Annotated in this window: 17 protein-coding genes; 7 read left to right on the top strand and 10 right to left on the bottom strand. The window is 65.5% G+C overall.

Features of this window, described 5'->3' with window-relative positions:
- The first annotated feature begins 71 nt into the window (after nucleotides 1–71).
- Genes HF916_RS23420 through HF916_RS23400 form a run of 5 tightly spaced genes read left to right on the top strand, consistent with a single transcriptional unit; the run spans nucleotide 72 to nucleotide 7,955 of the window.
- Nucleotides 72–1,643: an efflux transporter outer membrane subunit gene (locus HF916_RS23420; protein WP_168791175.1), complete on the top strand. Its 1,572-nt coding sequence runs from the start codon at nucleotides 72–74 to the stop codon at nucleotides 1,641–1,643.
- Nucleotides 1,644–1,666: 23 nt separating this feature from the next.
- The gene (locus HF916_RS23415; protein ID WP_240975478.1) at nucleotides 1,667–2,740 is read left to right on the top strand and encodes an efflux RND transporter periplasmic adaptor subunit; all 1,074 of its coding nucleotides are present in this window, start codon (nucleotides 1,667–1,669) and stop codon (nucleotides 2,738–2,740) included.
- Complete coding sequence (locus tag HF916_RS23410; RefSeq protein ID WP_168791173.1) at nucleotides 2,737–5,868, top strand: efflux RND transporter permease subunit; 3,132 nt, start codon at nucleotides 2,737–2,739, stop codon at nucleotides 5,866–5,868. The genes HF916_RS23415 and HF916_RS23410 overlap by 4 nt, the downstream gene beginning before the upstream one ends.
- Nucleotides 5,869–5,889: 21 nt before the next feature.
- Nucleotides 5,890–6,603: a response regulator gene (locus HF916_RS23405; protein ID WP_168791172.1), complete on the top strand. Its 714-nt coding sequence runs from the start codon at nucleotides 5,890–5,892 to the stop codon at nucleotides 6,601–6,603.
- On the top strand, nucleotides 6,600–7,955 hold the full coding sequence (locus HF916_RS23400; protein ID WP_168791171.1) for an ATP-binding protein: 1,356 nt from the start codon (nucleotides 6,600–6,602) through the stop codon (nucleotides 7,953–7,955). The genes HF916_RS23405 and HF916_RS23400 overlap by 4 nt, the downstream gene beginning before the upstream one ends.
- Nucleotides 7,956–7,998: 43 nt before the next feature.
- Here the strand turns inward: HF916_RS23400 and HF916_RS23395 are convergent, their stop codons facing one another.
- From HF916_RS23395 to HF916_RS23375, 5 genes are all read right to left on the bottom strand, one after another.
- Complete coding sequence (locus HF916_RS23395; protein ID WP_168791170.1) at nucleotides 7,999–8,265, bottom strand: hypothetical protein; 267 nt, start codon at nucleotides 8,263–8,265, stop codon at nucleotides 7,999–8,001.
- Between the two features lie 108 nt (nucleotides 8,266–8,373).
- Nucleotides 8,374–8,529 (bottom strand): DUF1634 domain-containing protein, encoded by a 156-nt coding sequence (locus tag HF916_RS23390; RefSeq protein ID WP_168791169.1) that lies wholly within the window; start codon nucleotides 8,527–8,529, stop codon nucleotides 8,374–8,376.
- Nucleotides 8,526–8,762: a hypothetical protein gene (locus HF916_RS52080; RefSeq protein ID WP_431311410.1), complete on the bottom strand. Its 237-nt coding sequence runs from the start codon at nucleotides 8,760–8,762 to the stop codon at nucleotides 8,526–8,528. The genes HF916_RS23390 and HF916_RS52080 overlap by 4 nt, the downstream gene beginning before the upstream one ends.
- Nucleotides 8,759–9,505, bottom strand: a complete 747-nt coding sequence (locus HF916_RS23380) for a GntR family transcriptional regulator (protein ID WP_168791168.1) — start codon at nucleotides 9,503–9,505, stop codon at nucleotides 8,759–8,761. The genes HF916_RS52080 and HF916_RS23380 overlap by 4 nt, the downstream gene beginning before the upstream one ends.
- A 72-nt stretch (nucleotides 9,506–9,577) precedes the next feature.
- Nucleotides 9,578–10,132, bottom strand: a complete 555-nt coding sequence (locus HF916_RS23375; protein WP_168791167.1) for a hypothetical protein — start codon at nucleotides 10,130–10,132, stop codon at nucleotides 9,578–9,580.
- A 184-nt stretch (nucleotides 10,133–10,316) separates the two neighbouring features.
- Between HF916_RS23375 and HF916_RS23370 the strand changes: the two genes are divergently transcribed.
- On the top strand, nucleotides 10,317–11,225 hold the full coding sequence (locus HF916_RS23370; RefSeq protein WP_168791166.1) for a LysR family transcriptional regulator: 909 nt from the start codon (nucleotides 10,317–10,319) through the stop codon (nucleotides 11,223–11,225).
- Nucleotides 11,226–11,339: 114 nt separating this feature from the next.
- Here the strand turns inward: HF916_RS23370 and HF916_RS23365 are convergent, their stop codons facing one another.
- Together HF916_RS23365 and HF916_RS23360 are read right to left on the bottom strand one after the other, a co-directional pair.
- Nucleotides 11,340–12,260 (bottom strand): DUF72 domain-containing protein, encoded by a 921-nt coding sequence (locus HF916_RS23365; RefSeq protein ID WP_168791165.1) that lies wholly within the window; start codon nucleotides 12,258–12,260, stop codon nucleotides 11,340–11,342.
- A 34-nt stretch (nucleotides 12,261–12,294) separates the two neighbouring features.
- Nucleotides 12,295–15,006 (bottom strand): hybrid sensor histidine kinase/response regulator, encoded by a 2,712-nt coding sequence (locus tag HF916_RS23360; protein ID WP_168791164.1) that lies wholly within the window; start codon nucleotides 15,004–15,006, stop codon nucleotides 12,295–12,297.
- A gap of 456 nt (nucleotides 15,007–15,462) precedes the next feature.
- On the opposite strand from HF916_RS23360, the gene HF916_RS23355 reads away from it, so the two are divergent.
- Complete coding sequence (locus HF916_RS23355) at nucleotides 15,463–16,695, top strand: DUF2252 domain-containing protein (protein ID WP_168791163.1); 1,233 nt, start codon at nucleotides 15,463–15,465, stop codon at nucleotides 16,693–16,695.
- Between the two features lie 62 nt (nucleotides 16,696–16,757).
- Here HF916_RS23355 and HF916_RS23350 read toward each other — a convergent pair whose 3' ends face one another.
- From HF916_RS23350 to bcsB, 3 genes are read right to left on the bottom strand one after another with little or no spacing between them, the layout of a single operon-like run.
- Nucleotides 16,758–21,500: a cellulose synthase subunit BcsC-related outer membrane protein gene (locus HF916_RS23350; RefSeq protein WP_168791162.1), complete on the bottom strand. Its 4,743-nt coding sequence runs from the start codon at nucleotides 21,498–21,500 to the stop codon at nucleotides 16,758–16,760.
- Nucleotides 21,491–22,672 carry a cellulose synthase complex periplasmic endoglucanase BcsZ gene (gene bcsZ, locus HF916_RS23345; RefSeq protein WP_168791161.1) on the bottom strand — a complete coding sequence of 394 codons (1,182 nt, stop codon included), beginning with the start codon at nucleotides 22,670–22,672 and terminating at the stop codon, nucleotides 21,491–21,493. Before bcsZ ends, HF916_RS23350 begins: the two co-directional genes overlap by 10 nt.
- Before the next feature lie 10 nt (nucleotides 22,673–22,682).
- Nucleotides 22,683–25,250, bottom strand: a complete 2,568-nt coding sequence (gene bcsB / locus HF916_RS23340; RefSeq protein ID WP_168791160.1) for a cellulose biosynthesis cyclic di-GMP-binding regulatory protein BcsB — start codon at nucleotides 25,248–25,250, stop codon at nucleotides 22,683–22,685.
- Nucleotides 25,251–25,253: the final 3 nt, after the last annotated feature.

Genomic DNA, 25,253 nt, shown 5'->3' with positions numbered 1-25,253 from the left:
CAGTGTGCCGCCTGCGCGCGAGCCGTCCTGCCGAACCCTCAGCCGTCCTCTGAAACCAATAAAAACGCGCGATGAAACCTGCCACGTCCCGCCATCTGCGTATCGCCGGCGCGTCGATCGTCGTGTGGATCAGCGCGGCGCTCAGCGGTTGCGTGAGCGTCGGCCCGGATTTCAAACAACCGGAAGCGACGCTCGAAAACCAGTGGCTCGAAAGTCTGCCCGGTGAGGCGAAAGCCACGCCTGCCGCACAAGCCGCCTGGTGGACCGCGTTCAACGATCCCGTGCTCACCGCGCTGGAGCAGCGCGCGTATGAGCGCAACCTCTCGCTGCAAGTGGCCGGCCTGCATATCTTCAAGGCGCGCGCGCAACTCGCGACCAGTGCGGAGAATCTGCTGCCGCAGTCGGGCAGCGTGTCCGTGGGCGCCGACCATATCAACACGAGCGGCGTCGGCCCGCTTCCGCCGACCCATCTGTGGGCCGAGCATTTGCGCGTGAATGTGGGCTGGGAGATCGACTTCTGGGGCAAATATCGCCGGCAGATCGAATCGGACCGCGCGCAATTGCGCGTGTCGGAAGCGGCGTATGACAACGCGCTGGTGTCGCTGTTCGGCGACGTCGCCAATGCCTACATCGATCTGCGTGCGCTCGAACAACGCATCGTCGTCGCGCAGCAGAATCTGAAGTCGGTCCAGCAGAGTCTCACGCTGACCCAGGCGCGCTACAAACACGGCGCGTCGAGCCAGCTCGATGTCGAACAGGCCGCCACGCTGGTGGCGGAAACCGAGGCGCAGATTCCGCCGCTCATCAAGGCGCGTGCGCAGGACCGCGACACGCTCGCGGTGCTGCTCGCCGATCCACCCGACGCCGTCGATGCGCAACTCAAAGGCAGCAGCGCGATTCCCGTGCCGCCCACGCAGATCGATGTCGGCATTCCCGCCGATCTGCTGCGTCGCCGGCCCGACGTGCGCCAGGCCGCGCTCAACGCGGCGGCGCAATCGGCGCTAATCGGCGCGGCCAAGGCGAAGCTGTATCCGTCCTTGTCGTTGACGGGCTTGTTCGGGCTGTCGTCGGGCGAACAGCACGGCATTGGGTTGACGCAATGGGGCAGCAAGACCATCGGCCTCTTTTCCGCCGGCATCACGCTGCCGATCCTCGATCGCGGTCAATTGAAAAACGCCGTGCGGATTCAGGACGCGTCGTTTCAGGAGGCCGTGCTCGACTATCAGAACACGGTGCTGCAAGCGCAGAAAGAAGTGGAAGACGCGATCGCCGGACTGCGCACCACGCTCGACGCGCTGGCCGCGTCGGCGCGCGCGTCGGATGCCTCGCAGCGCGCGCTGCGGCTTGCCAATGTGCAGTATCGCTCGGGCTCGGTCACTTACGACACGGTGCTCGACGCATCGCGCTCCGCATTACGTGACGGCGATTCGCTCGCGCAGAACCAGGGGCTTGCCGCGATCGCCGCGGTGGCGCTGTATCGCGCGCTCGGCGGAGGCTGGGAAGTGGCGCAAGGGCAGCAGGTGGTGAGCGAACAGATTGCCGAACAGATGGCGCAGCGCACGGATTGGGGCCGCTTGTTGAACCCGCCCGCGAATTCCGCGTTGGCGCGCGCGAGCGGAGGCGAGCCTGAGAATGGGAAATAAGAATGGCAGATAAGAGCCGGGTAATGAGACATCTCGGGGTGGGAATGTGCATCGTGCTCGGCATGGCGCTGGCCGCCTGCCACGACGGCAACGCGCCGGCCGCCCAGAATGCGCCCTTGCCGCAAGTGAGCGTGATGCGGCCGCAGCCGCGCGAGGTGCGCGAGCAGCTCGACCTGAGCGGCACGGTCGCGCCTTCGGCCACCGTCACGCTGGTGGCGCGCGTGCAGGGCGTGCTGAAGGAAATCGGTTTCAGCGACGGCGCCAACGTCAAGCAAGGGCAGTTGCTGTTTCGTATCGAGCCGGACACGTACCGCGCGCAACTCACTTACGACCAGGCCGAGCTCGTCAACGCCGAACAGGAATTGACCCGCCAGAAGCAGCTCACGTCCGATAACGCGACCTCGGAGTCGTCGTTGCAGAAAGCGCAGACCACGCGCGACCAGGCGATCGCCAAACGCGATATGTCGCGCATCAATCTCGGCTACACGGAGATACGCGCGCCGTTCGCGGGGCGCATCGGCGCGCGTTCGTTCGACGTCGGCAATCTGGTGGGCGCGTCCGATTCGACCAAACTCGCCACGCTGGATCGCATCCAGCCGGTGTACGTGAATTTCACGCTGAACGAACGCGACGCGAACCGCATCGGCCTGTTCACCAAGCCGCCGCGCACAGTGCGGGTGAACGTGCTCGGCGCGCCGGCGGGCAAGGGCGAGGACGCCGCGCTGGAATTCGTCGATACGCGAGTCGACTCCAACAGCGGCGCGATCAGGCTGCGCGCCGACATCGCCAATCCGGACGCGCATCTGATTCCGGGTATGTCGGTCGAGGTGCATATTCCCGCGGGCGCGCCGCAAAACGTCTTGCTGGTGCCCGATACCGCGTTGCTGCGCGAGCAGGCCGGCGCTTTCGTGCTGGTCGTGAACAGCGCGAATGTGATCGAGAAACGCGCGGTGGTGACCGGCGGACTGTTCGGCTCGCTGCGTGCAATCACGTCGGGCCTGAACGCGAACGACCAGGTCGTGACGGGCGGCGCGCTGGCGGTGGCGCCGGGCACCAAGGTGCAGGTGGCGGCCGCCGAGACGCAGGGCCAGTCATGATCCGCTTCTTCGTCGAGCGGCCGGTCCTTGCCAATGTGATCGCGCTGATCGTGATGCTGCTCGGTGCCGTCGCGCTGATCAATCTGCCGATCGCGCAATATCCGCCCATCACGCCGCCGACCGTGCAGGTGGTGGCGCGCTTTCCCGGCGCCAGCGCCGCGACGCTGACCAACCGCGTGGCGCTGCCGATCGAAACCCAGGTCAACGGCGTGGAAAACGCGCTGTACATGCAGTCGACCAGCACCAACGACGGCACCTACACGCTCACCGTCACTTTCGCTGTCGGCACGGATGTCGACAAGGCGCAGGTGCTGGTGCAGAACCGCGTCTCGGCGGCGACTGCGCAATTGCCGCAGGCGGTGCAGCAGCAGGGCGTGACCGTGCGCAAGCGTTCGACCGCGATCCTCCAGCTCTACACGCTGCAATCGCCGGATCCGAAATACGATTCGCTGTTTCTGAGCAACTACGCGGTGATCTATCTGCGCGATACGCTCGCGCGTTTGCCGGGCGTGGGCGATGTGACCGTGTTCGGCACTGGGCAGTACAGCATGCGCGTGTGGCTCGATCCGCAGAAGCTCAGCGAGCGTAACCTGACCGCCGCCGACGTGATGAACGCGATCCAGAGCCAGAGCAAGGACGTGAGCGCGGGCCAGCTCGGTTCCGAGCCGAACTCGGGCGGCCAGGCATTCCAGCTCACGGTGACGATGCACGGCGCGCTCTCCGATCCACATGAATTCGACGACATCATTGTCAAGGCCGATCCGGATAACGGCGGCCATTTCGTGCGGATTCGCGACGTGGGGCACACCGAACTCGGCTCGTCCAGTTACGGACAGTTCTTCAATCTCGACGGCAAGCCGGCCGCAGGCATCGCCATTTATCAGTTACCCGAAGCAAATGCGCTGGAAGTCGGCAACGCGGTGAAGGCGACCATGGCGCGTCTCTCGAAAGACATGCCGAAGGGCGTCAGTTACCAGTTGCCGTTCGATACGACCACCTTCGTGCGGCAATCGGTGATCGACGTGTACAAGACGCTGTTCGAAGCGGCCCTGCTCGTGCTCGCGGTGATCCTGCTGTTTTTGCAGAACTGGCGCGCGATGCTGGTGCCGGCCACGACGATTCCGGTGACCATCATCGGCACGTTCGGCGCGATCTATATGCTCGGCTTCTCGATCAACCTGCTGACCTTGTTCGCGATCGTGCTGGCCATCGGTATCGTGGTGGACGATGCAATCGTGGTGGTCGAAGGCATCACGCAGCACATCGAGCAGGGTAAGACGCCGAAGCAGGCCGCCATCGACGCCATGCATGAACTGCTTGGCCCGATCGTCGGCATTACGCTGGTGCTGATCTCGGTGTTTCTGCCGTCGGCGTTTCTCGGTGGCGTGACCGGACAGATGTACCGTCAATTTGCCTTGGTAGTCGTGGCAACCACGGTAATTAGCGCGATCAACGCGGTCACGCTCAAGCCGGTGCAAAGCGTGCGCTGGCTGCGGCATGCGCGGCCTGGCAAGCCGAATATCGTGTATCGCGTGTTCGACAAGGGTTACGCGCGCGTCGAAAAGGGCTACGTGCGGGTGGTGTCGTGGTTCGTCGCGCGCTGCGGGCTGGCGCTGGTGATCGCGCTGGTACTCGGCGCGGGCTCCGCTTTCCTGTTGACGCGCATTCCCACCAGCTTCATTCCGCTCGAAGACCAAGGCTACGTGCTGATCGCCGCGCAACTCGCCGACGCCGCTTCGCTCGGACGCACGCGCGAGGCGAGCACGCAGATCGAGAAGCGGATCGGCGCGATTCCGGGTGTGAGCCATGTGGTGTCGATCGGCGGCATCTCGCCTTTGGACAACAACGCCTCGCTGCCGAATTCCGCGCTGATCTACGTGACACTCGACGACTGGAGCAAGCGCGGCAAAGGCGAAGACCTGCGCTCGCTTTATTTGCGCATGAATAGCGAGCTGGCGAAGCTGCCCGACATCCGCTCGGTGGTGATCGTGCCGCCGCCGATCCAGGGTCTCGGCAACAGCGGCGGTGTGCAGATGCAGGTCATGCTGACCGACGGCTCGCAAAACTATCAGCGTCTGCAGGATGCCACCGACGCGCTGATCGCTGGCGTGTCGAAGCGGCCCGAATTACAGCGCGTGTTCAGTCCGTTCCGCGCGTCGGTGCCGACCGTCGAACTCACGCTCGATCGCGCCAAGGCGGAGTCGCTGCAAGTGCCGGTCGGCAATGTGTTCGACCTGCTGCAGGACTATGTCGGATCCAGCTACGTCAACCAGTTCACCACCTTCAACCATACGTTCCCGGTATTCGTGCAGGCCGACGGCGCATTCCGCCGCGAAACCGACGACATTCGCCGCTTGCAGATTCGCAGCAATAGCGGTCATATGGTCGAACTGGGCACCTTCATCGACGCGCATACGAGCGTCGGCCCGGCGGTGGCGACGCTGTACAACCTCGCGCCGGCCGCGGCCATCAACGGCAATCCGGCGGCCGGCTACAGCACGGGCGACGCGATTCGTGCGTTCGAGCAGGAAGCCGCGCGCATTCTGCCGGCGGGCATCGGCTATGAATGGACCGCGATGTCGTATCAGGAGAAACTGGTCGGCAACTCCGCGTACTGGGTGTTCGCCGTGGGCGTGTTGCTGGTGTTCTGCGTGCTGGCCGCGCAATACGAAAGCTGGCTGCTACCGGTCGCCGTGGTGCTGGCGGTGCCGCTGGCCTTGCTCGGCACGGCGGGCACGCTGGCCGCGCTCGGCGCCGCCAACAATCTGTACACGCAGATCGGTCTCGTGCTGCTGATCGCGTTGTCGGCGAAGAACGCCATTCTGATCGTCGAGTTCGCGCGGCATCTGCGCGCGCAGGGCGTCGGCATTGCGGAGGCGGCGATCGAAGCCGCGCGCCTGCGGTTCCGGCCGATCATGATGACCTCGTTCGCGTTCATTCTCGGCGTGGTGCCGCTCGTGATCGCCACCGGCGCGAGCGCCAGCGCGCGACGCTCGCTCGGGATTGCGGTATTTTCGGGGATGCTCGCTTCCACCTGCATCGCCGTGCTGTTCATTCCGTCGTTCTATGTGCTGTTGCAGCGCTTGGGCGAACGGCATGCGGCACGGCAAACGCCGCCCGACGCCTAGCCTGAATCGAGGAGCCTTCACATGGATCGCCCCGCCAAAATCATCGTGCTCGACGACGAAGTCGAATTGCGCAACATGCTGCAGCGCTTTCTGCGCGGGCACGGCTTCGACGTGCGCGTCGCGGAGGACGGCAAGCGTCTCGACCGCTACCTCGAGCGTGAGCCCTTCGATCTGCTGGTGCTCGATCTGATGATCGGCGAAGAGGACGGCCTTGCCATTTGCGCCCGCCTGCGCGAGCAGGGCCAGACCTTGCCGATCCTGATGCTGACCGCGAAGGGCGATCCGCTCGACCGCGTGGTCGGCCTCGAAACCGGTGCCGACGACTACCTCGCCAAACCGTTCCTGCCGCGTGAACTGGTGGCGCGCATCAACGCGCTGCTGCGGCGCCAGAAGATCGCCTCGGGCGAGGTCACCGTGACGTCGCAAAGCGTGAGCTTCGGCGATTTCTCGCTCGACGTCGGCAAGCAGCAGTTGTCGCGCGCGGGCGAGTTGCTGGACATTCACTCGGCGCAGATGCTGCTGCTGATCGCGCTAGCGTCGTCGCCGAACCGGCCGGTGAGCCGCGACAATCTGCTGGCGCGCGCGCGGGGCCGCGAGCACGATGCGCTCGATCGCAGCATCGACGTGCAGGTGCTGCGGCTCAGGCAGATCGTTGAGGACGATCCGTCCAAGCCGCGCTTCATCAAGACCGTGTGGGGTGTCGGCTACATGCTGATCGCGGACGTCGACTCATGACGCGCTCGCTGATGCACAGGTTGCTGCCGAGAACGCTGCTGGCGCGCAATATCGCGCTGCTGATCGCGCTCGTGATGTTGAGCCAGGTGTGCTCGCTCGGCGTGTTGCTGCACTACGTGCAGCGGCCTCGCGTCGAGCGCGCGGCCGCCGTGTTCGCCACTTATGTGACCACGCTCGACAACCTGCTCGCCGCCACGCCGCCCGATGCGCGTCGTGGATTGACGGCTCGCCTCGACGCGCGCGCGCAGGCACCGGACGAAGCCGCCGCCGAGCCGCCGCCGAATCTCTTGCGCGCGTATGTCACCTATCAGCGCAACGTCTTTCTTGAGAGCTTGCGCGCGCATCTGCCCGCCGACATGCCGGCGCGCTGGCAAAGCGTCGGCGGCCAGCGCCTGTGGATCCGCATGCACGCGCCGGCCGATGCGCCACAAGCGCCATACTGGATCGCGCTGCCGATTCCCGAAGACGCGCAGGGCAGCGGACTCGACGCCGCCATCGTGCTGTCGCTCGGATTGGGCGCGCTGGCGGCGTTGACCGGCTACCTGATTCAGCGCCACCTCAACCGGCCGCTCCAGGAGTTGACGCGCGCGGCGCGCCGCGTCAGCGCCGGCGAAACGCCCGCGCCGCTGCCGACCGACGGCCCCACGGAAATCGCCACGGTGAGCGGCGCCTTCAATCAGATGACGCAGGCGTTGCAGCAAGCCGAGGCGACGCGCGCGCTGATGCTCGCGGGCATCTCGCACGACATCCGCACGCCGTTGACCAAGCTGCGCCTTTCGATGGCGATGGCGATGCCCAACGGCAGCGACAGCAGCTTCGTGGTCGCCGCCGAATCGTATCTCGATCAGATCGAAACGATCTTGCAGCAGTTCATGGATTACGCGGGCAGCGGTGAGCGACAGCAGCCGGAACCCGGCGATCTGAATGCGTTGATCGAACGGCTGGCAGGGGATTTCGCGGGGCTGGGCCACGAGTTCGAGCTGTCGCTCGCGACTTTGCCCGCTGTGCCGTACCGCCCGATCAGCATGATGCGGCTGCTGATGAACCTGATGCAGAACGCGATCGTGTACGGCGGAAGCGGATTGGCGGTGCGAAGCTGGGCCACGCGCGAGGCGGTGTACGTTGCAGTCGGCGATCGCGGCAAAGGTCTGTCAGCGCAGGAGCTGGAGCAACTGAAGGCGCCGTTCCAGCGCGGCCGCAATGCGCGTTCGCATAGCGGCGGCACCGGGTTGGGACTGGCGATCGTCGAGCGGATCGCGCGGCTGCATGGCGGCCGTCTGGAGTTTCATGCGCGCCAAGGTGGCGGGCTTGAGGTGTGGGTGGTGTTGCCGCTTAGCGGCTCGACGCGCTAGGGATGGCAGCTTTCAAACGACATGCTGTCGAGGCGGCCGTCCTTCACTTCCGATCCAGCCACGCATCCAGCCCGACCCGGAACGCCACGCCCGCAATTACCGGCACCGTCAGCATGAGAATGACGCCGAAGTTCGGAATCTCATCACCGTACGTAATCGGACCGTAAAGCACGACGGTCGCTACGATCGAGAAGACCGCGACGCCGACGGCCACCATCAGGAGATTGCGCACGGCAATCGGCAGAACCTTGCGCGGGGCCTTGTCCGGCGTGGCGCTGGCAGCGGGGACTTTGTCGTGTTGGGCGGGCATGATGGTTCTCGTGACGATGGGAAAAGCAGCGTGAGGAGCGACGGCGAACCGAACTCCACGAAAGGCGCGCGATGGGCATCATACCAGGGCGCGTGCGTGCCGCGCATTTCATGCCGCGCCAACCACCAATCCCACTGCCACGATCGCCAGCACGAGTGCGGCGATCGCGCTGAACCGGTAATCCCGTTGATGCAGGAACACGCCTAACATCAATATAAGCCGCATTACCGGCAGCAGGATAAAAAGCGCGATGCCGATAGTCACGATCGACATTCCGGCCGATGCCGGATGACCGGCACTCGGCGCAGGGCGGTATCCATCGCGGGAATCTTTGCGCCGATCGCGACGTGGATATCGACGTGGCCGAACATGGTCAGGACCGGCACGATGAAAATGCCGCTCGCCATGCCGAGCATGCCGCCCAGCGCGCTCGCGCCAAGCGACACCGCGAACAGCCATAACGTGTAGTGCAGATCCATCGCCGCCGCGCCGGTCATTGGCCGCGCGGCTTGCGCCGGGCGAGGCGGGTGACGAACTGGATCTGATCGCCGCGGTAGTAGAGCTTTTCGTAGTCGACGGGACGGTTGCCGTCGCCATACGAGGTGCGCTCGATGAGGAAGATCGGACTGCCGGGCGCGATGTCGAGCGCCCGCGCGATGGTTTTGTCGGCGGCGATCGCTTCGAGGCGGTACTCCGCCTCGATCAGCGGCATGCCGTACTTTTGCTCGAGCAGCGTAAAGATCGGCTCGGCTTCCAGATCGTCTTCCATGATCTTTTCGCCGATGTCTTGCGGCAGCCAGGTTTCATCGAGCGAGAGCGGGGTGCCGTCGGCGAGGCGCACGCGCCTGATATGCACGACAGGCGTGCCGGGTTCGAGCGACAGCTTGCCGGCCACGGCTTCGCTGGCCTGTTCGATCTGCTTGCCGACCAGCCGGGCGGTCGGATGACGGCCGTGCGCGCGCATGTCTTCGACGAAGCCGCTCAGTTCGGTGAGCGGCCGGGTCAGGCGCGGTTGGGTGACGAAGGTGCCCTTGCCGCGGCGGATTTCGATCAGGTCGCGCGCGATCAGGTTTTGCACGGTCTTCTGCAGGGTGGTGCGGCTGATATTGAACGTGGCGAGCAGGCTGGCTTCGTTGGGGAGTTGGGTGCCCGGCGGATAGGTGCCGTCGGCGATGCGTGCGGCGAGGGTCGCTTCGACTTGCGCGTAGAGAGGGAGCTGGTTGCTGCGGTCCGTGGTCATGTGAGACATCATGACGTCATGATGTCTTGGTGTCAAGGTTCGGTCATGTCTGGATTCGCCGATAGCGACCGTTCACATGGGAGGCATCTCGCGTGTCTGATCCAGCCCGAGAGGCCGCATCACCGGCGCAAGCCAAGCCGCCTTCGTGCGTGGACGCATGAACAAATAGAACGCGACGACGTGCGTGATCATCAGCAGGGGCACGTAGATGATCGGGATGGCATAGGTGGCGCCAAATTGCCCCGCTACAGCAGGCAGGCCGATCCGGGTCGCGTGGTAGTAGTCGACGATGATGTCGGCCGCCCCCACGAGATTGAAGGCGAACACAAAGAACCAGAAGAGCGGACGGGTCCTGAAGGTGAGCAGGGCCAGGATGGCCAGCACTCCGGTTGCGAAGTCAGCATAAGCGGCGAACTGGGAGAAGCCAGCCGGCAGATTGGGGCCGACGACGCCCGGAAGGATGAAGGCAAGTCCGAAGAAACGGAAGCTGTGCAGCGTAGCGATGGCGCGTTGCGCGCCAGCACGGTCCATCGACTTGAGCCGGGGCAGGACGTACACGATGATGCAAGGCAGCCATGCGACATAGCCGAGCACGAGCTGTGTCTGGAAGAGGGTTTCGGGTGACATGGCAGAACTCCTATCAGATGTTGCTCGACGCGGCCTCGAACACCGCGGTCAGGATACCGAGCCGGCCTTCCAGCAGAAGGGATTCTCAGTGCCGAGTTCGCCGATATGGGCGGCACTCCTGATCCGCAAGCAGAGTCTAGGACTGCTTTCAGCGAGCGACTATCCGCGATAATATTGACGGGTTATGAAGCAGAACTTCACAGTCCGGCAAGGCGCGCTCGACGGTGTCGAGGCGTTCCTGAGCGTGGCCCAGCACCGCAGCTTTCGTAGAGCGGCCGCGGAACTAGGCGTGACGCCTTCGGCCATCAGCCAAACGGTACGCATGCTTGAGGCACGCGTCGGCGCCGCGCTTTTCGTCCGCACCACGCGGAGCGTCGGCCTGACCGAAGCCGGTGAACGATTCCTTTCGCGGGCGAAGCCCGCCTTCGAAGAACTCATCGGTGCAAGCGAGCTTGCGCGTGAACTCGGACAAAAACCGGCGGGACTGTTGCGCCTCTCGGTGCCGAGTGCGGTCGTGCCGATCGTGTTGGAGCCGCTGATCGCATCGTTTTGCCGGGCCTATCCCGAAGTCGAGGTCGAGATCGTCGCAAGCGCGGAATTGGTCGACCTCGCGGCCGAAGGATTTGACGCCGGCGTCCGCATGGGCCAGTTCATCGAAGGCGACATGGTCGCGGTGCGTCTGACGCCGCCGTTCCCGTTCATGGTCGTGGGCAGCCCTGACTATCTGCGTCGATGTGGTCGGCCAGAGCGCATCGACGATCTGCGAAACCACACTTGCCTGCGCATGCGCCGCTCGAACGGGGCGATCGCGCCTTGGCCTTTTGTCGACGGCAACAAGTCAGTTGAGGCAATCGTCTCCGGGCCGCTTATCGCGCATGACTATCCGACGCTCCTCGGAGCGGCGATTCAAGGCGTGGGACTTGCACAGGTGCCCGGACCGCTTGCCACAGCGCCGATTGCCGATGGCCGATTGGAAGCGCTACTCATGCCCTTCGCCGTCACGACGCCAGGGGTTTTTCTATACCACTCAGGCAGACGCCAGGTCTTGCCCAAACTGCGCGCGTTCATCGAGCACGTTAAATACAATCACTGACTGTGTCGCCACGCGCCGATTAACTCGCGGCTATGGCGACATGACTGCTCCATACCAAAGACAACGGAAAAAGTTCTAATGGACCTAATTCCTTGAGGCGGTCATCGAATCGGCTCATGCCGGGTCCGCAATCGCCCCCAGGATGCTCATTAAAGTCCTCGCATTCCGCTGCCCCTGATCCTCAAAGCAATTATTAAAAATGACATGCGTGCGTCCCGCCCGCGTCGCGATCGCGCGAATCGGCACCGCCAGCTCTGTCAACTCGGCCTCGTCATAGTCATAATCAAACCGATCCGCAGCACTCGCCGCGCCGGTCGCGCTCCATGTCTGTGTGTTGCGCCCATGCAGACGCACCATCGCGAGTTCAGGATTCGTCACCTCCCACACGGTATGCACGCGGTTAGTCACGTCCGGCGGCGCGTCGACGATCACATGCACGATGCCGCGCTCGCGCAGAAACTCGATCGACCACGCCGCATGCGGCTCATCGAACCACGACTGATTGCGAAATTCCGCCGCCATCATGTAGCCCGCCATCCGCGCCCGGCATTCCTCGACCAGCGCGAGGCCGTCCGGCGCGCGCGTGATCCACGGCGCGAACTGGAACAGCACGGCGCCGAGGCGCCCGCTCACGCGCAGCGGTTCGAGCGCTTCCAGATAGCGCCGCCACAGTTCATCGCGGATATCGTCCGGCATGTCGCGGTAGTACACGTTCTTCTTGCGCGGGCCGGTGATGCCTTCCGGCAGCGCCATCGCAATGTCGCGCGGCAACGCGTCGGGCGAAGTCTGATGCCCGGTGAAAAGGCGAAACGACTTGAAGTTGAACGTGAAGCCGTCGGGCGTGCGCTCGAACCACAATTGCGCGTTGCTCGCCGAAGGCATCGCGTAGTAGGCCGAATCGACTTCGACCAGCGGGAATTGCGAAGCATAGAAACGCAGACGCGCTTCAGCACTGCTGCTGCCACGCGGATAAAAGCGCTTGCAGGCAATCAGCGTCTTGTCGGTCCAGCCTGCGGTGCCGCAGCGAATGTCCATCGGCGAAGTCGGTTGAATGCGTGGCGTGCGCCGGCTAGGACGCTGCTTCGGTGTGATCGATCCAGTCCGCGAGTTCGCGCCGCAATTCCGCGATATCGAGCGGTTTGCCGAGCAGGCGCGCGCCGGGAATGGCATCGCCGATCTGCGCGCTCTTGCCGTAGCCCGACACCAGCAGCACGCGAATACCCGGCTGCTGCCGCAACATGGCGCGCGCGAGGCTGTCGCCGGACATGCCGGGCAACGTGAGATCGGTGAAGAGGATGTCGAAGTGTTGCGCAGGCACGAGCGGCAGCGCTTCTTCCGCGCTCGCGACCGCGGTGCAATCGAGGCCGAGGGCGTTCAGCAGGTCGCTGAATGCTTCGCGTGAGTCCATGTCGTCTTCGACCAGCAGCACACGAGCCGGCGTTCCAGCCGAGCGCGCCGTCCCTAAAGGGGACTTCCTTTGGGGGAGAGGCTCAGCGGCGGGCGGCTGGTTTTCCGGCCTTGATTCGCTGCCGGGGTCGTAAGCGGCGGGCGGCTGGCTTTCCGGCCTGGATTCCCTGCCGGGGTCGTACACGGCGGGCGGCACGCAGGCGGCGATCTGTCCTTCGGCGACGGACACGGGCAACGCCACACCGGCTGCCGTGGCCGCGCCGGCGCGCAACACGCCGCGCACCTTGCGGGCGAGATCGTCGCGCCGGTACGGTTTCGAGAGCAACGTGATGCCGGCGTCGAGTTTGCCGTGATGGACGATTTCGTCGCGTGCATAGCCGGAAGTGAAGAGGGTCGGCACGGCGGGCGAGCGCGCCGCGGCCCGCTGCGCGAGTTCCACGCTTTTGATCTTGCCGGGCATCACCACGTCCGTGAACAGCAGATCGATCGGCACGTCGCTGTCGATGAACTCGATCGCCGCGTCGCCGCTCGACGCGGTCAGCACCTTGTAGCCGAGTTGCGCGAGCATTTCGACGGCGGTCAGCCGCACGTCGGCATCGTCTTCGACGACCAGAACCGTTTCGCCGCCGCCGGTCGGCGCCGCGGTCTCGTCGACGGCTTCCGGGGTTTCGGCTTCGCAGCAGCGCGGGAAAAACAACGAGACGGTGGTGCCGCGTCCCACTTCGCTGTCAATCAAGGTATGGCCGCCACTTTGCCTGACGAAGCCGAACACCATGCTCAGGCCGAGGCCGGTGCCGTGGCCGTCGGGCTTGGTCGTGAAGAACGGTTCGAACACGCGTTGCAGGATCTCGGGCGGCATGCCGGCGCCGGTGTCGGTGACGGAAAACACCACGTATTCACCCGGCGACAGTTCCGGTTTGCCGCGGCAGAACGCGGCATCCAGCACTTGGTTGGCCGCGCGCACGGTGAGCGTGCCATCTCCCTGCATGGCGTCGCGCGCATTGATCGCGAGATTGAGCAGCGCGTTTTCCAGTTGATTGCGGTCGGCCTGCACGTTCCACAGATCGTCGCTCAGGACCGTGTCGATGCGGACGGTTTCGCCAAGCGCGCGATGCAGCATCTCGCTCATGCCGCTCAGCAGGCGGCGCGGATTCAGCACGGTCGGCGAGAGCGGCTGGCGCCGTGCGAAGGCGAGCAGATGCGCAGCCAGTTTCGCGCCGCGTTTGACGGCGTCCGTCGCGGCGGACAGGCGGCGCAGCGTGGCCGGGTGGCCGCCGGCATCGGCGGCGAGCATTTGCAGGTTGCCGTTGATCACCTGCAGCACGTTGTTGAAGTCGTGCGCGACGCCGCCCGTGAGGCTGCCGATTGCTTCCATCTTCTGCGCCTGGCGCAATTGTTCCTCGGCCAAAGCGCGCGCCGCGACCGCGTCGGCGACACGCTGTTCGAGCGTCTCGGTCAACTGGCGCAGCGACTGTTCGGCGATCTTGCGTTCGTGAATGTCGATCAGCACGCCGGGAAAGCGTGTCGGTTCGCCATGCTCGTCGAATTCGCACTGGCCGTTTGCCTGCACCCAGAGATAGTCGCCATCGGGTCGCCGGATTCGAAACTCGGCGCGAAACGGCTGCCGCGTGCGGATTGCCTCGGCGGTCAGTTGATCGTTGAGCGCCTGGTCGTCCGGATGAAGCATGTGGAGGGTGGCGTGGCGCTCGACTCCTTTCGCGGCTTCTTCCTGCAGAAAGGAAAAGGTGCGCGCGAAACGCTCGTCGCCGCTGACCTTGCCCGTGCGCGCATCCAGCACCCACGTGCCGAGCACCGTGCCGGTATTGAGCGCGAGCTGCAGCCGTTCGTTGGTTTCGTGCAGTTCGGCTTCGGCGCGTTGCCGCCAGCGTTCGGTGAGCACGCGCGCGGTGGTTTCGACGACCACTGCCAGCACGCCGGCCGGTGCGCCGCTGTCGTCGGCGACCGGGCTGTAGTAGAGATCCATCCACACGTCTTCGGGTTTGCCGTCGCGCAGCAGCACCAGTTCCTTGTCGCGATACGACAGCGTGCCGCCCGCGAGACACGTGGCCATGACATGCCGGTTGAAATCGGCGACTTCCGGCCAGCCGTGTTCGACCGGGCAGCCGAGCAGATAGGGATGCCGTCCGCCCGCGAAGATCGCGTAGGCGTCGTTGTAGATCATGTAGCCGGGCTTGCCCCACAGCAGCACCAGCGGCACGGGCGAGGCGAGCAGCAACTGGACGGTGGCAGTCAGACTGCGCGGCCAGTTTTCGATGGCGCCGAGGCCGGTGGCGGCCCAGTCGAATGCGCTGATGCGCTGCGCCATCTCCTCGCGCCAGCCGGAGCAGCCGTGGTCTTGTGCCGGAAAAGGCATGCTGCGCTCCACAGAGGTCACGTCGATGAAAGTGTCCCCACTCTGCCGGCGCGCGTGGCGCGCTTGCACTCGCAGCAGGAGGCGGGATGAAGCTTCTGCCGTGCACCGCGTGCCGGCCGATGGCTGACACGCGGTCGCGATAATTGTAGGCCACAACGCCGGGCCGGTGACTCGTCACGCATGCGATATGGGGTTTAGCCGAACCCTTGTCTGCTAACAGATTCACGATTGTCCAGGTGATGCGCGCGGGCACTTCGGCGCGCGGAAAGAGGCACACAGGTGGGCGTTTCATGCGGAAAAGGCAGGCGCGCGTTTAGTTGCTTTGTTCCGCTTACAGATTGCATTCAGAACGCAGGCGCGAATCCTGCTGCCGGTATTTGTTCGCGCGCGCCGACAGGCGCACCGCGAAGTTGAACACCACGCGCAATTCGAACGTCGATCAAAGCGGACCAGACAATGCCCAAGAAAAACATCACACGAAACAAGCTGCCAAAACCGGATGCGCGCCAGGCGCTGTTGACCACACGTCGCAATGCCAGAATGGCGCGCTCGGCGCACGCTTATGTACGCGGCAACACCAGCAATTTCTACGAATGGCTCGACGGCATCGAAGGCCATGCTTTGCCGGAAGGGCCCGCGATCTGGATTTGCGGCGATTGCCACACCGGTAATCTCGGACCTGTCGCCGATGCGCAAGGACGCGTCGAAATCCAGATTCGCGACCTCGACCAGACCGTGATCGGCAATCCGGCGCACGACCTGATTCGCCTCGGTCTGTCATTGGCGACCGCCGCGCGCGGTTCGGACCTGCCGGGCGTGACGACCGTCCGCATGATGGAAGCGATCGCGGACGGTTACGAGCGTGCCTTCGACGAAGCCGCGGGGAACGCCGACATCCACGAGGAAAAGCCCGAAGCGGTGCGGGTGGTGATGAGGGAAGCCGTGCGCCGTTCGTGGCGTCATCTGGCGGAGGAACGTATCGAGGATCTCGAGCCGAGCATTCCGCTCGGCCCGCGTTTCTGGCCGCTCGCCAAAAGCGAGCGGCGCGAGATCGAGACGTTGTTCGAGAAAGGCTCGTTGGCACGGCTTGCCACGGTGCTGCGCGGCGCCGGCGACCAAGCCGACGTGGAAGTGCTCGACGCCGCTTACTGGGTGAAAGGCTGCAGTTCGCTCGGGAGATTGCGCTATGCGGTGCTGCTCGACATCGACGGCGCGGCGGTGGAGGGCGACGACCTGTGCCTGATCGATATCAAGGAAGCCGCGCAAGCGGCCGCGCCGCGCTATCCCGGCGTGCGCATGCCGCGCGATAACGCCGAGCGGGTGGTGGAGGGCGCGCGGCATCTGTCGCCGTCGCTTGGCGAGCGAATGCGCGCGGCGCGTCTCGCGGATCGCGCGGTCGTGATTCGTGAATTGCTGCCGCAGGACATGAAGCTGACCATCGAGCAACTGACGCGCGATGAAGCGATGAAGGCCGCGCGCTTTCTGGCGATGGTGGTCGGCAAGGCGCACGCGCGGCAAATGGATAGCGCCGAGCGCAAGGCGTGGCTTACCGAGCTACGCAGAAACCGTTCGAAGACGCTCGATGCGCCGGGGTGGCTCTGGACGGGTATCGTCGAATTGGTGAGCAGCCATGCTGCTGGCTATCTGGAGCATTGCCGGCGTTACGCGACCGGGCGCGATGACGTTTGATGCGTTGTGCTCGCGGCGGCGGCAGCCCAAACCGGGCCGCGCCGTCGTGAGACACGCAAAGGTCAATTCGACAACGACAGATACGGCGAAACAAGCGGCGTGGGCGGGAATGGCTGCAAGCCGGTCTGCTTGCTGAAGCTATACCGCACATAAACCGCCGCGAGATACTCGCGATATTCATACGCATTGCCGAGCGAAGCGGTCGCCCCGAACGCCAGTTGCGGCGCGAGTTGATATTCGCCCACGGCGCTGAGCGAATACGACACGCCGGTCTTGCTTTGGCCCGGGTACTGCGCGTTGCTCTGCACGCTCGTACCGAACTGCGTCGCGTTCGTTACCGCCGCAGCCTGCCGGCCGGAATTGTCGTTGAGAGGGAAGTAATTCGACGCATCCTGGCGGTAGTGCTGCACCCCGATCGATCCCTTCACGTCGTACGTGAACGCACCATTGCGTCCGGTCCACTCGATCGGCAAGTTCAGAATGACGTATTCCTGCGGGCTGAAATAGCCGCCCTGGCCATACGTGAAGTACGACAGATTCTTGTTGTAGCCCATCACCGTCGTATTCACGCCGATAGTGAAGGTCTGATCGGCGTCTTTCAGCAGGCGCGTGTAGACGCCGCCACCGCCCTTGACGGCGACATTGCCCTGCACGTTGTCGCCCTTGTAGTACTGCACCGATCCGTTCACGTACAGGCCGCTCGTGCCGTCGTCCCATGCGAGGCTGGCAAGGCCGCCGGTCGAAGTGATACCACCCCATTCGAGGCCAGAACTGGCGTCGTGCGCGCCGGCATAGGACAGCAAACTGTCGGTCACCGCGCGGCGCGCGATGGCCAGCGAATACGACACCTTGTCGGTGATGCCGCCGTTGTACTGCGCGCCGCCCACGATGTTGGTCTCGCGGAACCCAATCGGCGTCACGCCGATATCGCCGCTGATGCTACGGCCTTCATAGCCGACCGACAGGCCCACGCCGCTCGCCGTCTGGTTGCCTACATTGGCCGCCGAGACCGACGTGCCGTTCGACAGGCCGGCGCCGAAACGCGCGAGTGTCGAGACATTGTCGGCGGGAGTGCCGGCGTCGAGCGTCACGGGCGTCGCCGTAACGACGACGTGTCCGTTGCCCGCCTTGATGCGCCCCTGGATCGGCGCTTCGATATCGGTGAGGTTGGACAGGCCGTCCTCGCCGGTGCGGTTACGGAACACGATGCCGCCCGAGATGCTGCTCGACTGCTCGCGATTGACCTGCGCGAGTTCTTCCGCGACGCCGAGCGTTTGCGTGTTCGCCACGTTCGGCTGCGCGTAGGCGTTGCCGTTGCCGTTCGCGCCGGGTTGCGCCGGGTAGTACGGCTGGGCGTAACCAGTCGGCGGCTGCGGAATGTACGGCTGCTGTTGCGCGTAGTAGCCCTGATTCGGGTAAGCCTGCTGCTGCGGCGGTTGGGGTTGATAAGGCTCTTGCGCGTAGCCCTGCTGTTGCTGTTGTTGCGGATACGCCTGTTGACCGTAGTAAGGCTGCTGCGGATAGCCTTGCTGTTGCCCATACGGCTGCTGCGCATAAGCGGCCGCGTTGCCACTATTCTTCGACGCGCTTTGCTTCTTGCTGGCCGCGCGCTTCGTGCTCGTACTCGCGCTCGCGCGCGGCGTGCCATACGGTTGCGCTTGCATCGAACCCGCGTTGGCCTGCGCCTGGCGCGCAGCCGGCGACATCGGCCAGGGCGTGGCCGCATAACCGTCCTGCGCGCCGTATGGCTGCTGCTGCGGGTATTGCTGCTGCTGCAAATAAGGCGCCTGCTGCGGATAAGCCGGGTTGTACTGCGGAGCCTGCTGCATCGGCGGCATCTGCGCCTGCTGTTGCATCGGCGGCTGACTTTGGCCTTGCCCCGGATAAGGCTGCAACGGCGCGCCCGACTGGCTCGACCCGTAAGTCTCCTGGCCATAGCCACCCGAGTCGACGCCTTGACGCGGCGCGTTGTACGGCAGGGCGGCAGGCGCACGGTTCGGCGCATAAGGCTGCGTCGGCGCTGTATAAGGCGCGACGTAAGGCGCGGGCTGCGTAGGCGGCGGATAGTTCGGCACGGTTTGTGTCGGCAAGGAAGACTGCGAATACGGAAGCGCTGAGCGCGCGGCGTTATAACCGCCGCCGGTAAGCGCGGCATTGTCGGCGTCGGTCGGCGTGACCGTGGCGGTTTTGCCTTCGAAGGGATTGGTGCCCGGCAGCGGCGTCGCGCCGATCCGGCGCATCGCCACTTCCCAGCCGCGCGGCACGTTGCTCGCCGGACTGCGCGGGGCATTGGCCATCAGCGGCGTGTTGGCGGCGACCAGAGAGCGCTGCAGATAAGTCGACGCGAGCGACAGCTTGCCTTCCGCGCGATACATGCGGCCGACGGTGGCGAGCACGCCCGGATCGGCGGGCGCCGCGTTCAAGGCCTGTTTCGCGAGTGTTTCGGCGTAGCTGAACTGCTTCGCGCCGGCCGCGGCGGAGATCGTCGCCTGCAGCAGGTTCAGATCGTCGGGCTTGCGTTGCAGCGCGACGCGATAGCTGGCGACCGCGTTGCGATCGTCGCCGGCCGTCGAATAGAGGCGGCCGAGCGCGGCTTGCAGATCGGGATTGTCGGGCATGGCCGCGAGCCACGGCGCGATCACGTCGTACGCGCTGGCGAGGTCGCCGCGCTGACGCACCGCATCGCACTGCTTGATGACGATGCCAAGATTCAGATTGCCGAAGTCGGTGCGTTGCTGCGGCGTCAACTGCATCGACGCGAGCCGGCGCATCACCATGCCGAGTTCGGCTTCCTGTTGCGTGGCCGACAGAATGCCCGCGTATTGCAGCAGCAGATCGGTGTTGCCGGGCGCCGCGTTCATGGCGGCGCGCACGAGTCCGAGCGCGCGGTTCGGGTCGCCGGCCTGGCTGTAAGCGGCCGCGATCACGCCGATCAGTTCGGGGCTGTTGCCCGCGACCGGCTCGGCGGCGTGCAGCGTGGCGAGCGCCTGTTGGGTCTGCCCATTGCGCGCCATCCGCGTGGCGAGATCGGCTTGCTGATGCACCCACAAGCGGTGCTGCAAGGTCGTCATCGCGTCGGTGCGCTGCGCGACCGGAATGCGGTCGAGTTGCGCGAGACCCGCCGACCAGTCCTGCGTTTCCGCCGACAGCAACGCGCTCGCGTACAGCGCATCGGTCATGTCGGGATGCGCGGCGAGCAGGCCGTCCATCATGCTGCGCGCGTTGGCGACCGCGCCCTGGCGCACGTAGATGCGCGCGAGGTCGAGACGCAGCCACGGATCGTCGGGCGTGTTCAGCAGCGCGTCTTCAAAGAGACTGCGCGCGCTGCCGAGATCGCCGCGCGCTTCGGCCGCGCGCGCCTGCGCGGCCTGCGCTTCGCCACGCAGACGGTTGATGCCGCCGGCCTTCGACTGCTGTTCGGTGTTGAGTTGATTGGCGAACTGCAGGGCCTCGTCGCCGCGGCCTTGCGCGGCGAGTGCGCCGACCAGCCCGCGCACCGCGTCGGGATTGTCGGCCTGACGGCGCAGCGCCATCCGGTAGGCCTGTTCCGCGCCGCTCGGGTCGCCGTTCGCGAGCAGCATTTCGCCGAGCAGAACCTGCGCGGTGACGTCGGACGGATTCAGCGCGATCGCGCGTTCGAACAGCGACTTGGCCTTCGCGGTCTCGCCATTGCTGCGCGCGCCGATCGCGTCGCTCGTGTAGGTCCAATAGCTCGCGCTGTCCAGCGCGGTTTTCCAGCGCGCCGGATTGCCGTTGCGCGACGCACGCTCCAGATAGTTGCGGGCCTCGGCGAAATGCTCCTGCTTCAACGCGGCGATGCCCATGCCGCCGAGCGCGTCGGTGTCGTTCGGGCTAGTGGCCAGCACCGAGGAAAACTTCGCGCGCGCTGTTGCCACGTCGTTGCGGTCGAGCGCGGTGAAGCCGTCGGCGATCGTGCGGCCGCGCGCGTCGACGGCGGCATTTTCCTGTGAACGTGCGCGCGCCGCGCTGTCCTGCTGGACCATCGAATCGAAGCGCGCTTTCACGGCGGCGTCATCGGTCGCGGTCTGCAGATAGGCTTGATAGAGCGGGGCGTCGGAGGGCCGCGCGTCGAGCCACAACAGCGCCTGACGCCAGCTCTTTTTCGCCGACGCGCCGACCGTGCTGTCACCCGCCAGTTTCTGCAGCCGCGCGATGCCGTCGCGGCGCGTCACGTCGCGATAGGTCAGATGCTGCGCGTAGGCGAGGGCGTAACGCGGGTCGTCGGGGTTGTCGCGCGCGAGTTGTTCGAGACCGCGGCGTGCCTGATCCCAGCCTTGCGGCGTGGCCGACAGTGCCTGGTAATACTCGAGCTGCAATTCGGGCGTGGCCGGTTTGCCGGTCAGCGCGCGCTGGTATTCCTGCACCGCGCTCGCGCTTTGACCGCTTTGCGCGAGCCGCCGCGCGTCGTTCACGGTCTGGTCGCGCACACTCGATTCACCGAGGCGCCGGCCGAGCTCATCCAGATTCGGATAGTTCGGCGCGACCGCTTTCAGGCGCGCCAGATATTGCTGCGCGCCGGCGCCGTCTTTACGGTCGGCGAGTACCATGCCCATGCCGAAGAGCGCATCAGGCTGCTTGGGATCGATGCGCAGCACCTTCTGCCATGCCTGCTCGGCGAGGTCGCCGCGCTGATGCAATTGCCAGTACTTGCCCTGATCGATCAGCACGTTCAAGGGGTCTTTCGACGCCTGCGCCAGCGCATCCGGCGAAACCGTCGCCACGCAGCAGACGGCCGTGAGGCTCAGCGCGAGGCGTAATGACAACGCGAGGGCGCTCAGTCGCATGCATTTCTCCAACTCGGCACGAGACGTCCGGCTTCGTCGAAACGATAGCGGCCGTCGATGAAACCCGTGCCGAACAAACCCAGCACACGATCGTAGTAAACCGGTTCGCGGCCCGGCACGTTGGTGTCGAGCGCCGCGAGATGCGTGCGCGCGAGGCCGAGGCCGCGCTCGTCGCCGAGCGCCTTGAAGTACGGCGTGAGCGCGCCCCAGTAGCTGAGCGGTCCTTCGCCGCTGGCCGTGCCGGTGGTCGACGAAACCTTCTCGGGCGGAAAGCCGGTTTGCGCGACGCGGGCGCGCATGCCGCCGAGCGCCGCGAGCCATGGCTTGGCGAGCGGATCGGCGGGCGAGGTGAGACCGGCCCACAGATAGACGCGGATTGCGTCATAGCTGCCGGTGTCGCCGTTTTTCGGATCGACCACGAACTGGCCGTTTTGCCAGGCCGCCCAGTCGGGCGCGAAGCCTTGCGGCGCGGTGGTCTTGATGAGCTTGTAGGCGCTGTCGGCGAGCTTGCCCCACGGGCCATTCGGCATGTCGTGCGCGAGTGAGCGCAGCACCGGCAGCGGCAGATAGCTCGGATTCAGTCGCGTCACGCCGCCGATCTTGAAGCCTTGCGGCCCGGGCAGCAGCATCGGTCCGACGCCCGGCAGCATGGTCATTTCCTGGCGCGCGATCTGCGCGGCCAGTGCTTCGCCCAACTGCGTATAACCCGCCTCATGCCACAGGCGGCCTGCTTGCAGCAGATCGTAGGCGATCCACAGGTCGGAGTCGGAGGCGGAATTCGGATCGAGCACGCCATACGAGCCGTCCGCTTTTCTGCCCCATTGCCACGATGGCAGCCGCACGTTTTGCGCGTCGAACTGATTGCCCGACAGATTGGTGCGCGTCCAGCCGAGCAGCCGGTCGAAAGTCGCGCGGTCGTTTGCGACCAGCGCGAAAAAGAGCGCGTACGACTGGCCTTCGGAGGTGGTTTGCTGCGCCGGCGTGGAGTAGTCGATCACACGGCCGTCGGCCTGCACGAAGCGTTCGACGAACGCGCGATAGCCGCTCCAGTCGCCACAGGCGCCGGGCGCGGTGGTGGTCTGCGCCACCTTGACGAGATTGGCGAAACTCGCGGACGCCGCCAGCCCGAGCGTCAGCGCCACGCCGATTTTCTTGTTGATTCGAACCCGCATATCAGTCCTATTAGTCCTTCAGGCGGCGCGCGGCGATCGAGCGCAGCGTCCGGTAGAACAGGCCCGCTATGATCAGCGCGGCAAGCACGCCGCCCAGCATCAACAGCAGCGGATGCGACGACAGCGCCCAGCGCAGATACTCCTGCGGCGACAGATGGCCGACGTAATACGCCTCGCCGTTCGAGGTGATGGTGACGGTGCGGCCGTGGATCACGGCCATCGCGCCTTGAATCTGCGGCAACACGTCGGAGTCGAGCAGCGCCGCGGACAGGTCGGCGTCCGACTGGCCGGCCGCGCTCACCAGCGCGACGGCGCTGCGGTTCTTTTGCAGCGGCGATTCGAAGCCGGTCAGTAACGCGTCGCCGTTCGAACTCACCAGCGTCAGATCGGCGCGCGCGGGCGTGCGCTCGACGCCGCGTTCGCCATGCCACCAGTCCTCAAGTTTGAAAACGATGTCGGTGAGCTGGAAGGTGCGCGAGTCGCCGTCGCTGGAGAACGGCATCGACTTGGCCCAACGCTGCAACAGCGGCTGCTTGCCCGGCGCGCCGAAAATCAGCAGGTCCTTGTCGGCGAACTTGTCGGCGTCGTCGGCGGTGCCGACCGTGACGCCCGTCACCGGATAGCCGGTCGAGGTCCCCATGCGGCCCATGGTCAGCAGATACAGGCTGTAGTCGCTCGAATCGGCGTCGTTCGGCAGGATCGCGGCGGTCTCGGAGAGGTCCGCCATGCGCGTGAACGGAAAGCCGCTGTTGGCGAACGCGGCCAGATCGGGCAGCGCCATGTAGTGCGGGAACGATGAGAGGTCGATCGTCGAGTTCGGGTCGATCGCGCCGACCACGTTGTCGAGCAGCCGCCCGTGACATTCGCCGGTATTCGGAATGTCGTAGTAGAAGTGCAGGCGCACCTGCGCGCGCGGCGTCAGCAGCAGCGGCGGAATGTGCAGGGTGCGGCGCGCTTCGGCGGTCTTGTCCGGCAGCACGGTGGCGAAGTAATGGCTCAGCTCGAAGACGGAAGCGGATTCGGCGGGAATCGGCAGCGCCTGCACGAAGCCGTTGTTCACGCTCACGTTGAGCGACGAGCGGTCGCGCAGCGGACGCACCGTGTAGCGGTAGCGCAGATCGATCGGCGCGCCCTTGGTGTGCCACATGAACAGATCGGGCGGCACGCGCAGATTCACGCGCACGGCGTCGGCGTCGTAACCGGACACCGTCAGATCGCGCGGATCGGTGAGTTCGCCGAAGCGCACCGGACGATTGGTGGGCAGCCAGTTCGGCGCGTCGTACGCCGCGCGCGGCGCGAGTTCGTTCAATTGCGTGATGGTCGCGCTCTGGCCCGTCAAGGCGTTCTGGCCGATGCCGAGCGACTTCGCGGCGGTTTTCAGTTCGGCTTCGGTGCGTCCGAGCACGAGCAGCAGTTTGCCGCGCGCGGGCGCCTCGCGATCGACCACCGCGAGGGTCGGGCCGGAGATCGCCGGAATACTGATGCCGGCGGGGCGTTGATCGGACGTCGCGAACACGACGGCATTGCCCGACAGCGGCGCGTTGTCCAGTTGCGCCGGAAACACCGCGCCGCGATAACCGGCGAGCGCGCCGAACCACGATGCCACGATGCCGCCCGCTTCGAGCGTCGCGTTGCCCGGCTTTTGCGGGAACACGAACGGCAACTCCAGCCGGCGCACGTCACGTCGGTCGAAGAACGGTTGCGGCAGCGCGGCCAGATCCGGCTTGCTGGCGAGCGACGCGTACGTCAGATCGAGCGAACTCGCATTGCTGACGGTGGCCCACAGCGAGGAGTTGGCCGGGTCTTCGCAACTCGTTGTGTAATGGCCGATCAACTGCACGTTCAGATGGTTGAACTCGGTGATGAAGCGCGGATCGATCGAGACGTCGCGCGCCACCAGCATGCCGGCCTGTTCGTGCGGCACGGGCAGGGTGGCGGCGACTTCGCCGTTCACCAGCACCTTGAGCTGCGAGATATTCGGGAGCAGCGCGGGCGAGTAGCTATACACCAGATGCAGGACCGCACCCGTCACCACTTCGTCGCCGCGCACGGAAAACGCCACGCCGTTCTGGCCGTCGGTGCCGCGCAATTGCAGCGGGTCGAGTGCGCCGAGATCGGCGAAGGTCAGCGTTTGACGGCGGCCGCCCGGCACCAGCGTGCCCGGCTCGGCGGTGGTCGGCGTCTTGACGCCCAACGCTTTCACCGACGAAGCGGCGAGCGCCGGCGTCGGTGTCGCCAGTTGCGGCTGCGCCAGCGCGTTCGGATCGTAGGGCACGGCCGGACCCGGCGCGCTCGCAGTGCCGACGCCGGTCGCAACCGGCGCGGCCGGCTTGCTCTGAACTGAGCCTGCCGCGCTCTGCACGGCGTCCGCCGCGCTTGCACCACCGGTAGCCGCCACCACGACTTCAGCCGCCGAGGCGAGCGGCGCGGCCAGCGCCGTCTGCAATGCCAGCCAGCACGCGAGGCCGCGCATCAGCCGTTGCGAGCCGGGGCGTGCCACGCGATGCATGCTCAATCCGGTCCCACTGCGCTCGTGATTCGAGCGTTCGATGTTGCCCTTCGCCATCCAGTTGCGCATAGA

The organism is Paraburkholderia aromaticivorans, from assembly GCF_012689525.1.
Classification (GTDB): Bacteria; Pseudomonadota; Gammaproteobacteria; order Burkholderiales; family Burkholderiaceae; genus Paraburkholderia; species Paraburkholderia aromaticivorans_A.
This window is presented reverse-complemented; position numbering and strand designations above follow the sequence as displayed.